We start from the raw sequence: 13,068 nt of genomic DNA on the forward strand, positions 1-13,068 counted from the left end.
ACACCATAAAAAAGCAATTTTTCAATTACTAATTTAATAGTACATTTCGAGAACCCTCATATTTTTTTTCGTTAGTTTTGTAACGAAAATTCAAATTACAATAAAATTTTAATTTGAATAACATTTAAAGATAATAAAATCTTTAAAAGCATCAACAATAATAAAATAATAAATTTTGAACAGCAAAAATTCCATTATTAAAATTGCTAGACAAACCATTGAAACGGAAAGCAAAGCCATTTTAAATTTATCTAGTTTAGTAACTGATGATTTTGCAGATGCTGTAAATCTTATTTACAATTCTAAAGGACGTGTTATAATTACAGGTATTGGTAAGAGTGCTATTATTGCAAATAAAATTGTAGCTACATTAAACTCTACTGGTACACCTGCTGTATTTATGCATGCTGCAGATGCCATTCATGGCGATTTAGGACTTATTCTTAAAGACGATGTTGTTATTTGTATTTCAAAAAGTGGCAATACACCAGAAATAAAAGTTCTTATTCCTCTTATTAAAAGAGCAAATAATAAATTAATTGCCATAACTGGTAATAAAGAGTCTTTTTTAGGGCAACAAGCACATCATATATTAAATGCTTTTGTTGAAAAAGAAGTGTGCCCAAATAACTTAGCTCCTACAACAAGTACAACAGCACAATTAGTTATTGGAGACGCCCTTGCTGTTTGTTTATTAGAATTGCGTGGATTTTCTAGTAACGATTTTGCTAAATACCACCCAGGTGGTGCTTTAGGTAAAAAACTTTACTTAAGAGTTAAAGATATTTCTTCTGTAAATGAAAAACCAAAAGTTAACACCAATACAAGTATAAAAGATGTAATTATTGAAATTACAAAAAAAATGCTAGGTGTTACTGCTGTTGTTGAAGGAGAAAAAATTGTTGGTATTATAACTGATGGTGATTTACGTAGAATGTTAACCAAAGTTGATGATTTCTCTAAACTAACAGCCAAAGATATTATGGGAGCAACTCCAAAATATATTAGTGGTGATGCTATGGCTGTTGATGCCTTAGAAATTATGGAAGCTAATGACATTTCTCAAATTTTAGTTGAAGAAAATGGCAAGTATGCTGGTGTTGTTCACCTACACGACTTAATAAAAGAAGGTATTATATAATGGCAAAAAAGAACATAAATGAGATGTCTTTTTTAGACCATCTTGAAGATTTACGTTGGCATTTAATTAGAATATGTTTAGCAGTAGTAATTGTTGGTTCTTTAGTATTCATTTTTAGCAGGTTTGTTTTTGATGCCATTATTTTCGCGCCATTAGAAATGGATTTTCCAACCTATGAATTTTTATGTAAAACAGGAAAGCTTTTAAATGTTGAAACCTCTTTTTGCAATAGCGAAATGCCTATGATACTTCAAAACAGAACCATGGCAGGACAGTTTTCTGCAGATATATGGACAGCTGTATTAGGTGGTTTTATTATTTCATTTCCTTATGTTATTTATCAACTATGGAAATTTATAAGCCCTGGTTTACACGAAAACGAACGAAAACATTCTCGTGGTTTCATTATTATTTGTTCGCTTTTATTCTTTTTAGGTGCTTTATTTGGATATTATATTATCACTCCGCTTTCTATTAATTTCCTAGCAAACTACAGCATATCTACTAAAGTAGATAATCAAATAGATATAAGTTCAATTATTGGGTTAGTAAGATCTTCTGTGTTAGCTTCAGGTTTAATTTTCGAATTACCTATAGTCATATATTTCCTTACAAAAGTTGGTTTAGTTACACCACAGATTTTACGTAAATACAGAAAATTTGCTTTAGTAGGCGTATTAATTCTATCTGCAATTATTACACCACCAGATATTGCAAGTCAAGTAATTGTGGCTGTCCCTATACTTATTCTATATCAAGTAAGTATTTATATTTCTAAAATTGTAATTAGAAATCAAAAACGGAAAGAAAAACAACTTTGTTAAACAAAATATAAATTAAACCATCTGCTACAATAGTGTATATGATTTTACTATTTTTAGCGTTCAGTATATAAAATATGATTTTAAGAGCCGAAAATTTAATGAAGTCCTACAGCGGACGAAAAGTTGTAAAAGATGTTTCTCTTGAAGTAAAACAAGGAGAAATTGTTGGTCTTTTAGGCCCTAATGGTGCTGGAAAAACAACATCTTTTTACATGATTGTTGGATTAATTAAGCCAAATGGCGGTCATATTTTTTTAGATAATACTGAAATCACAAAATTCCCAATGTACAAACGTGCTCAAAATGGTATTGGTTATTTGGCGCAAGAAGCATCGGTTTTTAGAAAATTAAGCATTGAAGATAATATTTTAAGTGTACTTCAACTCACTAAACTAAGTAAAAAAGAGCAACTCCATAAAATGGAATCGCTTATTGAAGAATTTGGTTTAGGGCATATTAGAAAAAGTAGAGGCGATTTATTATCGGGTGGAGAACGTCGTCGTACGGAAATTGCTCGTGCTTTAGCAACCGACCCTAGTTTTATTTTATTAGATGAACCTTTTGCAGGTGTAGACCCTGTTGCTGTTGAAGATATTCAACGTATTGTAGCACAACTTACCAAAAAGAACATTGGTATTCTTATTACCGACCACAACGTACAAGAAACACTTGCAATTACAGATAGAACCTATCTTATGTTTGAAGGTAGTATTCTTAAAGCTGGAGAACCAGAAGAACTTGCTAATGATGAAATGGTACGTAAAGTATATTTAGGTCAGAATTTTGAGCTGCGTAAAAAGAAAATTCGCGATTAAAGATTTTTATTCTTTCTTATAAAACTTGTCATTTCTATTTTTATCTAAAAAATAACAAATTAGCAACATTACCCCTTTCTTCTTTCTAAAAGTACCATCATCATTAAACCTAAAATAATACGTTCTTCATCATCAGAATCGATATCATTCAGTTTAGATAATTCAAATTTTCTTCCGAAGAAAGAAGCTTCTTTTTTCAACCTTACAATAGGTTTATCATTCAAATCAAGTACACTATAACTTGGATTAAAAAGGTAGCCTGTAAAGAAACCTAAAATTGGAATTTCTCCAATTAAAGAATCTAAAACTTTAACCCATGCATTATCTTCTCTTATATGATATTGAAGTTTTTGATGCTGATCTATCAACTCATACTCGGCTTTCCAAATAGATTTCCAGCCTTTTCTTGCTACTTTACCTATTTCTTTATTGCTTCTATTTAATATACTATATGCTGCAGAAAAATCAATCCATCTATCTGCTTTAATTCTATATTGAATTTCTTGTTTGCTTTCGTTATTATAAACAAGAACATCTTCTTTTAGCTTAAACATTTTCTGCTTTACAAAAGCAATTGTAATTCCTAAAGAATCTTTTGCCGTAAAATCGTTAGCTAGTGTACCAATATTAAATTTAAAATTTATTGGATATTTAATGTCTTGCATATAAATTGAGGTTACTTGTGAGATTCTTGAGACTGTTCTTTTAACAATTTCTTTTGATAGCGTCCTTGAACAACATCGGTTATAACCAAAATAGTTATTACAAAATAGAAAGTTGTTTTACTCATAGACTCTATTGGCTCTCCAAATAACTTTAAATGTGCTAAATGCCCACCTTCTGTTACCAACATGATACCTACAATAAATAAAATAAATAATCCAAGTACTTCATACATTCTATTTTTAGCTAAAAAAACTGAAATTTTATCTGCTAAAAACAGCATTAGTAAACCACTAATTACAATAGCAATAGCCATAACTATAAAAGCTGTGGCTGTGTTATCTATTTCGCTAGTTAAACCAATAGCTGCTAATATAGAATCGAAAGAAAATACAAGGTTCATTAAAACAATACTGAAAATTACTGCATTTGAAGTTTTAGTTCCTTTTCCGTCATCTCCAACATCATCACTTAAATCGTGTTTAGAAATCATATGCCAAATCTCTTTTATAGCTGTATAAATAATAAAGCCACCTCCTGCTAATACTATTATACTATGACCATTAAAAGCAAAACTTGCAACATTTTCAATCTCTCCTGATAAAAAAGAGAATGGATCTTGAAAAAAATCAATGATAGACACTAATACAAATAACAATACAATTCTTAAAGCTATAGCAATAAGAATCCCCACTTTTCTTACTCTTTTTCTATCAAACTCTGGTGCTTTTTTTGATTCTAATGAGATGTACAATAGGTTGTCAAATCCTAAAACAGCTTGCAACAAAACAAGCATTAAAAGTGTAAAAATAATTTCTAGCATGATTTTTATTTAGAAGTTAAATTGTCTAAAACAGACATAAGTATATATAAAATTATAATTAATGGAATAGCTGCAAATTGTAAAACAATTAAAAGAACTATGCAGAGTATTAGAAAAATATAACGGATTGAATTTCCTTTAAAACTGTAATCTTTAAACTTTAAAGCGAATAATTTAATACTTGAATTTAATATCCAACAGCTAAAAATAGTTAACCCAATTAAAAACCATTTATTACTAATAATTGCATTTATAACATCGCTATCTTGATATTCTATTATTAGCGGTAATGATATTATAAGTAATGTATTTGCTGGTGTTGGCAAGCCTTTAAAATAGGATTGTTGTTCTACATCTATATTAAATTTTGCTAACCGGTATGCTGATGCTAAAGTTATAGTTAAACCTATAAGAGGGAAAAGTGTAATTTCATTAAAACTCAAACTCGATTCATTTATTAAATGGAAGTCGCTCCAAGTTCTATCAGACAACTCTAAAAGTTTATACATAACAATACCTGGCACCAATCCACTAGTAACCATATCTGCAAGCGAATCTAACTGTACTCCCAACTCGCTTTGTACATTTAGTTTACGTGCTGCAAAACCATCAAAGAAATCGAAAAAAATGCCCAAAAACACAAATAATGATGCTGTTACAAAATTATTATTAACCGCAAAAAGAACAGCAATACATCCACAGAAAAGATTCAAAAGGGTTAATGCATTCGGAATATATTGCTTCATATTTTGAAATTTGTTTTTGTAAAAATAATAAACAATTTGCGTCTAATACAAGTATTAAACAATATCTATTACAATTTGAAGTTTTAAAGATTGTAAATTATGTGCATCTTTGTAAAAAAATTGCGATTGAAACCTTATATAACGATATTATTCTTTATAATTTCGATATCTATATTTAGCCAAACCACTAGAAAATATTCTAATGAGTTTATGAACATAGGTGTAGACGCTGCTGCCCTAGGAATGAGCAGTGCTGTAACTTCACATTCTAGCGATGTGAATTCTGGTTATTGGAACCCCGCAGGTTTATTAAAACTTGAAGACAATCAATTATCATTGATGCATTCTAGCTACTTTGCTAATATTGCTAATTATGATTATGCAGCTTATGCTATGCCTTTAGACGACAGAAGCGCTATTGCTGTTTCATTAATTCGCTTTGCAGTTGATGATATTTTAAACACCACACAACTTATTGATGAACAAGGTAATATTAATTACGATAGAATTAGCCTGTTCTCTACTGCCGATTACGGACTTACATTTTCGTATGCAAGAGAGCTTCCTGTTCAAGGGCTTAATTACGGTGTAAATGCGAAAGTTATTAGACGTGTTATTGGAGATTTTGCGTCCTCTTGGGGTTTTGGTTTCGATTTAGGTATTCAGTTTGAAACTGAAAACAATTGGAAATTCGGAATCATGGGACGCGATATAACAACAACTTTTAACGCTTGGGCTATAGATGAAACAGAATTTGCTAAAGTACAAAACGCGGTAGAAGGCCAAAACCAAGAACTTCCAGAAACTACTGAAATTACTATTCCTAAATTACAAATTGGTATTTCTAAATTAGTAGATTTCAACTACGATTACACCCTTCTAACATCTGTTAATTTAAATGTAAGATTTGAAGAAAACAATGATATCATTTCATCGTCATTTGCTAGTGTTAATCCTGCTTTAGGGTTTGAATTTGGCTATATAGATATGGTTTATTTACGTGCTGGTTTAGGTAATTTTCAAAATGAATTACAAATAGATAATACCGAGCAATTAAGTTTTCAACCTAGCTTTGGATTGGGGTTCAAATATAATGGTATTCAAATAGATTATGCATTTACAGATATAGGAGATCAAAGTGTGGCTTTATATTCTAATGTATTTTCTTTAAAGGTAGATTTAAGTATCTTTCGGTAATATATAATTATAATTATGCAAAAAACATTTCTATTTTTATTCTCCTTTTTATTTTTTATTACATTATCTGCTCAACAAAATCTTTTATCAAACGAAGCTGAGATAAGTGTACTTACAATTTCCCCTGGAAATTCTTTATATGAAGCTTTTGGGCATAGTGCATATAGAATTTTTGATCGTAAAAATAAAATTGATGATGTTTATGATTACGGTGTATTTTATTTTAACACACCTAATTTTTACCTGAAATTTGCTCAAGGAAAACTTAATTATTCAATAGGCAAAAATGATTTTTATCAATTTTATCAAACATATGTACATTACAATAGAAAAATAAAATATCAAGTTTTAAATCTTTCCCAATCTCAAAAACAGACACTCTACAACTTTTTATTAAACAATTATAAACCTGAAAACAGAAATTATTTATATGAATTCTTTTTTGATAATTGTGCTACTAAAATTAAAGATGTTACAACAATTGCAGTAAACAAGACAATTGAATTCAAACTTCCTAAAAATTATAAAGAAAAAACGTTTAGATCTCTAATATACGAAAACGTTAACAAGAATTCTTGGGAAAGTTTAGGTATTGATGTGGCTTTAGGTTCTGTAATTGACAAAAAAGCAACTCCTGAAGAACAAATGTTTTTACCAGAAAACATCTATCAATTCTTTGAAGTAGCTACGATAAACGATGGAAATACGCCGCTAGTAAAAACTAGTAAAACACTTTTCACTCAAAAAGAAACTATAAAAAAAGATTCCTTTTTTACGAGTCCGTTATTCGTTTTTGGCATTATTGCTTTCTTCATAATCTTTATCACTTATAAAGACTATAAAAGCAACAGACAAAGTAAATGGCTAGATATAACTCTGTTTAGTATTACTGGGCTTGTTGGGATACTCATTTTACTTCTTTGGTTTGCTACCGATCATACAGGGACTCACCAAAACTACAACTTACTTTGGGCTTGTGCTATTAACCTTTTTGTTATTGGGCAATTTTTCAAAAAGAGAATCAGTATTTGGTTTATAAAATACTTGAAATTATTAGTTATTCTTTTATGCTTACTAACCCTACATTGGAGTATGGGTGTACAAGTATTCGCTATAGGGTTAATACCATTATTAATAGCCTTATTTATTAGATATATCTTTTTAATAAAACATTACAATAAACAATAATTTAATTATTGTCCTCTAAAGAAAATCATTGTACTAATTGTTTTTATAAGAATATTTATGTCTAAAAAAAAGCTTTTATGCTTGATATAATACAAATCATACTGAAGTTTTAATAAGCTATCATCAATAGATGAACCATATCTTGTATTTACTTGCGCCCAACCTGTTAAACCTGGCTTAATAATATGTCTGGTTTCATAAAAAGGGAGTGTTTGCGATAATTCTCTAACAAAATATGGTCGTTCTGGTCTTGGCCCAATTAAACTCATCTCTCCTTTTAAAATATTTATAAACTGAGGTATTTCATCTAGTCTAGAATTTCTTAAAAACTTACCAAAAGGTGTTATTCTTTTATCATTTTTTTTTGCCCAAACTGCTCCATTCTTTTCAGCATTCTTGACCATCGTTCTAAACTTTATAATTTTAAAAAGATTACCATTCTTACCTATACGTTCTTGAGAATAAAAGAGAGGTCCACGGTTGCCTATTAAATTACCTAAAAAAATAAAAGGCAGTAAAATCAGACCATTTAAAGTTCCTAATACAGAAATAAAGACATCAAAAAAGCGATGAAAAAACTGATACATTTTGTTTTGGTTACTTCTACTAAAAGGGAAATATTTATAAAAATCTTTTCCAACAAATTGAACAGGTACTCTATAAGTCATATCTTCATAAACCTGCGTGTATTCTTTTATTGAAAAGCCACCTTCTAAAAGCGTAATTAGGTCTTTATAAATTTCTTGAGTTATAGACTCTGAATTATAACTAGCTACAACAATTTCAGATATGCTCTCATCTTTAATAACTTGATAAATTTGCCTTGGACTATATTCAACTATTCCTTTTAATTTAATACTATCTGTTTTTTTTACTTCACAATTTATAAAACCAACTATTTTATAATTTGGATCAGCGCCATTAAACGCTTCAATAATAGTTTTTATGCTAGATGTTTCACCAACAATTAACACCTTTTGATAAAATCGTGGAGATACAATAAATGTTATATAAGCTAAACGCCATATAAATAATGCACATAGTATAGCAAAATAAAAATACAGAATCTGCAATCTATTATCTGGTAAAACAGGAGTTAAAAATGGGGTTAAAAAATAAAATAAAACAGTAACTGATGCTGTTAGTATAATATTGGCTAACACTTTTTCTAACCTACTAGATTTTTGTAAATCATAAAGCTCAAAAATAGTTCCGAATAAAGAAATATATAGAATTAATACAAATACCCACCTCCAATTTTCTTTATTAATTGTAAAATAAACAAAATCAAATGTGTTACTTACAAAGTATAATACAAGAAGTATTGAAACAATATCGAATACACGCAATAACACTTTACGCTCGGAAATGTTGAAATGAATCCCTTTTTTAGACATTATCGAAGAGCTTTTTTTGAGAGACTGTAAATATAGTAAGTTAATTCAACTAAAAACCAAATATCATTGCAAAACACTAAACCATTTTTGTTTAACAACTTCCCAATCATAGTTTTCAACTTTTTCTCTAGCTTTTAAAACCATTATATTAGTTTCTTCAGTATTATCAAATATACTTTTTAATGCCATTAAAAACTCATTCACATCATTTGGTTCAACTAATATGCCTTCTTTTTTGTTTTTTATTAAAAAAGGCATACCTCCAACATTGGTTGAGATAACAGGCAAACCTAATGCCATTGCTTCGATAATACTCACTGGCATATTATCAAAATTTGTAGTATTAATAAAAACATTGTAGTTCTTAGATAAATCACCCCATGCTTGCTTAGAAAGTTTTCCTGTAAATTTTACATCAACATTTAATTTCTTAGCATACGCTTTTGTTTTTTTAAGTGAACCATCATTTTCTGGACCAACCATACATAACGATGCATCAAACCCTTCTTTAAGTAATTGTCTAAAAACATCTATTGCTAATAATGGATTATAAATTTCTGAAAAAGAACGCACCCAAAGGAGTTTCGGCTTATCATAAATCCTTTTTTTAAACGGGTAGTTTTTAAGTTCTATAGCATTAGGAATACATACTAAATTATTATAGCCCTGTTTTTTAAATTCAGCCTGAATATATTTGGAAGGAGCTATATTTTTATAAGCATTAATAAATATTCTCTTGCTTAACTTTGGATTAATATGCAACCTATTTGGCAAATTACCTCCATGTAATATGGGAATATATTTCAACTTAAAAAACCGGCATAATTGACTACATAAAAAAGTGTAATAAAAATTCTGAGTACTGTACGTATCTATTAAAACATAACTTACTTGCTTCTTATATCTAATAATATGAAATAACATATCAAGCAAACGAAACACCTTATTCTCTTTCTTTGAAGCTGTAAAAACATGATACCCCTCTAACCTTAAAGATTTACTTAAAGTATCAATTATTGTTTCTGTTTTCCCCTTTTGAGATAATTGATTTCCTATGTAAAGGAGTTTTGTCATGTGCGTGCGTATCTACTATTTTCAATGGTCACATTAGTATCAATTTAATTTTTTCCTTGATTGTAACGATTTCGTTTTTGATGTTTCGTAAGTAATATTTAATAAACAAAGACCGTAAATAAATGCTGGAGCTGCAATTCGCATTGCTGAGTGATTAATAGTTAGTAGCCAAAATAGATAAAATGAATAGAAGAAAATATTATTCCTATTCTTAATTCTATATACTAATGGCACTAGCAATAATATTAAAAATGCAAATACGCCAAATAGCCCATGCTCTGCAACAATTCGACTCATTTCATTATGTGATGCGGCAGTAATTCCTGTTTCGTTTAAACGTGCTTCTTTTACTTTACCTACTCCAATTCCTAAAAAAGGATTATCAACAAACTCACCTATTTCAAAAGCGACTAACTCTGTTCTTCCTGTTGTAATATCTGCTTTTTCTCTTCCTGCTGCATCTTGATTTGCATAACGTTTATCTAAAAAACCACTAGTTTGAATAGAACTAACCATCCAAGTAAAAATAACCACTATTAAAAATATAATTATTGAAAATTTAATACGCAATTTAGTTTTTACATTAACCTTTAAATAATATAATATTAAAAAAAAAAAAATCATTACAACTGCTGTGATTACACCTCCTCTACTAAATGTCACTAGGGCTCTTAACCCTAATAATCCTAACAAAAGTAAATCTATAGTTTTATGAAAAAATAATTCTTTAGACATAAAAAATCGGGTTGTTAAAACAAACAGACCTATACCTAAAACAGTAGCCACTTGATTGGGGCCAAAACCACCTGAAGCAGCAAAATTAGAACCTGTACTAGTAATAACCTCCTGTAAATTTGGCGTATATAAAACCAAATATACAGTCATGCTAATAAGCGGTAATAAAAAAGCTGATAATATTATTTTAATCTGATTATAACTCACATTACGTTTATAACAAAAAAATGCTGTAAAACCTAAACAAATAGGACCACTCAAATTAAACGCAATCGCTCTTCTAATATCGGTTTCAAAACCCATTTCGACTACTGCAACAAAAATCCCGGGTATTAATAACAATATATATATTAAATACATTAATGCCTGCTTAGAAAAACTGTTACTAAACAATCCCATTATAATAAAAGCAATGACTAAATATTTACTTGCTTCATAAAAAAAAGTAGCATTATTCATTCTTAAAAACACTTCAATCCCTACTATGTAAGCACATGCCAAAAGCACATAAAACGTTTTATACTTTTTAGAAGCCATTAAAATTTTATAACTAAAAAAAACAGTAATGAATAAAAAATAAACTAGGGCTAGTGGTTTAAAGGCAAAAACACCTATAGCCAAAACTACATGAAAAATTAAAAGTTTATAATATAATGACAATCTCATTTTTAATTTTTAATAGTATTAATCAAATTAAAATATTTTACAACAAACCCTTTAGCACCATAGTTTTCATAAATATTTCTTTTTAATCCAATAGCTTTTAAATTGGCTAATTCTTTCTTTTCAAGAGCCTCCTTTATAGCTATAGCCAATTTTAAAGGAGATTTAGGGGGTACAATCCAACCAAATTCTCCATCACCTAAAACTTCTTTACATTGTCCAACATCCGTACATATCACTGGTAATTCTGCAAGACCATACTCCAAAAGAGACAAAGGCAGTCCTTCACTAAGAGAACTTAAAACCCCTACATCTGCTTTACCTAAAATTTCAGAAACATCAGTTATAGGACCTAAAATTTTCACATAGTTCTCGAGATTAAGATCTAAAATTAGATTTTTTATTTTTTTTACCCAATTTATATTTTCTAATGAACCTGCCAATAATAATTCGAAATCAATTTTTTGTTCTTTCAATAAAACACAGGCTTCTAATAAATTTGGATGATCTTTTTGAGATCGAATATTTGCAACACATAACAACGTGTGTGTTTTAGTCTTTTTTCGTTTCTGTATCTGTTGTATTAAAGGATAATTAGGGATATATACTATTGTTTCTTTTGTTACTTTTAAGTTATTAATATTCCATATTTTAATTTTATTATTTACACAAACAACGCCATTAATTAAAAAAGAAAAATACTTAATTATTCTTCTATCAGAATCTTTTAAGAGATCACTAAACCCCCAGTGATCATGCCAAATAACAGTTGTTTTAGGGTATAAAATTTTCACTAAAAAAGTCCAATATATAGATGTTTGATGTGCATGAATTAATGTCGGTTTATATTTCTTTATAAGTTTAAAGAATCTAAAAAAAGATAAAATATCCAAACTTCCTTTTTTATTCAAAAAAACAACATTTTTATTTTCCTGAATGAAATTATATAACGGTCCTGTTTTTCTTGAGACTATTAGAAAATTTTCAATATTATTCGAAGTGAATGTATTATACATATTAACACTCATTCGTTCGGAACCACCGATCTCTAGTGAATCTATTATCTGAAAGACCTTTTCATTTTTCATTTCTTAATCAATTCCTTTTGCTATAACTATTAAACTGATTCCAAAAAATTTAGAGAATACATACGGATTTAAACGTAACAAAATAGCCTTAAAAGGGTATGTTGCTTTTTGTAAAAATGTTTTATTATTAGACGGTGCTTTTATAGCTCCTTTTGAATATTCGTAGTCAATAATTTGTAACCCTGAGTACGTAATTAGATTTATTGCAGAATTAATATCTAGAAACACTAGATGTCCTGGGTTTTTAATTTTATTTTTTTGTAAATTTCTTATGTTAATCGAAAAGCAATTCTCTAAAGGAATATGCATTACAACCAGTTTAGCTCTTTCTCCTACTTTTGTTAAAAATGATATTGGATTTGGAATATGCTCGAAAACATCATTTAAAGTAACTAAATCAAATTTTTCATTCGACTTTATAAAATCTTCACAAGAAAACGTGATTATGTCGTCTTCTAAATTTTTAACGTGCGGAGAAATATCAAAGCCTTTTAAAGTCTTAAGGGTATTAAATTTGTGCTTTAATTCTTTTCCTAATACTTTTATTACTTCCCCTGAACCACAACCAACGTCTGCATACGATGTCAACTTAAAACTATTATGCGACAAATATTTAATTAAAATTTTTTTTAACGCCCCTGCCTTATACCTACTATCTTCTGTATGCCTACTTGGGTCTTTAAAATAAGTTCCTTCTGAATACATTTTACTTTC

At 28.9% G+C, this 13,068-nt stretch carries 13 protein-coding genes; 5 read left to right on the forward strand and 8 right to left on the reverse strand.

Annotated features, from left to right (window positions below; translation table 11 throughout):
* Positions 1-175: 175 nt before the first annotated feature.
* From ACH5TX_RS10815 to lptB, 3 genes are all read left to right on the forward strand, one after another.
* Positions 176-1,141, forward strand: coding sequence for a KpsF/GutQ family sugar-phosphate isomerase (locus ACH5TX_RS10815; RefSeq protein WP_439339519.1), 966 nt, complete (start codon positions 176-178; stop codon positions 1,139-1,141).
* On the forward strand, positions 1,141-1,965 hold the full coding sequence (tatC, locus tag ACH5TX_RS10820) for a twin-arginine translocase subunit TatC (protein ID WP_439339520.1): 825 nt from the start codon (positions 1,141-1,143) through the stop codon (positions 1,963-1,965). Before ACH5TX_RS10815 ends, tatC begins: the two co-directional genes overlap by 1 nt.
* Positions 1,966-2,039: 74 nt before the next feature.
* Positions 2,040-2,780, forward strand: a complete 741-nt coding sequence (gene lptB, locus ACH5TX_RS10825) for an LPS export ABC transporter ATP-binding protein (protein ID WP_439339521.1) — start codon at positions 2,040-2,042, stop codon at positions 2,778-2,780.
* A gap of 68 nt (positions 2,781-2,848) precedes the next feature.
* Here lptB and ACH5TX_RS10830 read toward each other — a convergent pair whose 3' ends face one another.
* The 3 genes from ACH5TX_RS10830 to ACH5TX_RS10840 are packed head-to-tail and all read right to left on the reverse strand — an operon-like array spanning position 2,849 to position 5,012.
* A complete protein-coding gene (locus ACH5TX_RS10830) occupies positions 2,849-3,445 on the reverse strand; it encodes an LURP-one-related/scramblase family protein (protein ID WP_439339522.1) in 597 nt (198 codons plus the stop codon).
* A gap of 11 nt (positions 3,446-3,456) precedes the next feature.
* Positions 3,457-4,266, reverse strand: coding sequence for a TerC family protein (locus ACH5TX_RS10835; RefSeq protein WP_439339523.1), 810 nt, complete (start codon positions 4,264-4,266; stop codon positions 3,457-3,459).
* A gap of 5 nt (positions 4,267-4,271) precedes the next feature.
* Entirely contained in the window at positions 4,272-5,012 is a 741-nt protein-coding gene (locus ACH5TX_RS10840) for a CDP-alcohol phosphatidyltransferase family protein (RefSeq protein ID WP_439339524.1), read from the reverse strand.
* 126 nt (positions 5,013-5,138) lie between these two features.
* Between ACH5TX_RS10840 and ACH5TX_RS10845 the strand changes: the two genes are divergently transcribed.
* Complete coding sequence (locus ACH5TX_RS10845; RefSeq protein WP_439339525.1) at positions 5,139-6,209, forward strand: putative type IX sorting system protein PorV2; 1,071 nt, start codon at positions 5,139-5,141, stop codon at positions 6,207-6,209.
* 15 nt (positions 6,210-6,224) lie between these two features.
* Positions 6,225-7,397, forward strand: coding sequence for a lipoprotein N-acyltransferase Lnb domain-containing protein (locus ACH5TX_RS10850; RefSeq protein WP_439339526.1), 1,173 nt, complete (start codon positions 6,225-6,227; stop codon positions 7,395-7,397).
* A gap of 5 nt (positions 7,398-7,402) precedes the next feature.
* Here ACH5TX_RS10850 and ACH5TX_RS10855 read toward each other — a convergent pair whose 3' ends face one another.
* The 5 genes from ACH5TX_RS10855 to ACH5TX_RS10875 all read right to left on the reverse strand — a co-directional run bounded on the left by ACH5TX_RS10855 (position 7,403) and on the right by ACH5TX_RS10875 (position 13,059).
* On the reverse strand, positions 7,403-8,794 hold the full coding sequence (locus tag ACH5TX_RS10855) for a sugar transferase (RefSeq protein WP_439339527.1): 1,392 nt from the start codon (positions 8,792-8,794) through the stop codon (positions 7,403-7,405).
* Positions 8,795-8,857: 63 nt separating this feature from the next.
* A complete protein-coding gene (locus ACH5TX_RS10860; RefSeq protein WP_439339528.1) occupies positions 8,858-9,868 on the reverse strand; it encodes a glycosyltransferase family 4 protein in 1,011 nt (336 codons plus the stop codon).
* Positions 9,869-9,907: 39 nt separating this feature from the next.
* Entirely contained in the window at positions 9,908-11,269 is a 1,362-nt protein-coding gene (locus ACH5TX_RS10865) for an O-antigen ligase family protein (protein WP_439339529.1), read from the reverse strand.
* A gap of 2 nt (positions 11,270-11,271) precedes the next feature.
* The gene (locus ACH5TX_RS10870) at positions 11,272-12,354 is read right to left on the reverse strand and encodes a glycosyltransferase (RefSeq protein WP_439339530.1); all 1,083 of its coding nucleotides are present in this window, start codon (positions 12,352-12,354) and stop codon (positions 11,272-11,274) included.
* A 3-nt stretch (positions 12,355-12,357) separates the two neighbouring features.
* Positions 12,358-13,059 (reverse strand): methyltransferase domain-containing protein, encoded by a 702-nt coding sequence (locus ACH5TX_RS10875; RefSeq protein ID WP_439339531.1) that lies wholly within the window; start codon positions 13,057-13,059, stop codon positions 12,358-12,360.
* Positions 13,060-13,068: the final 9 nt, after the last annotated feature.

Source organism: Thalassobellus citreus (assembly GCF_044385915.1).
Classification (GTDB): Bacteria; Bacteroidota; Bacteroidia; order Flavobacteriales; family Flavobacteriaceae; genus Thalassobellus; species Thalassobellus citreus.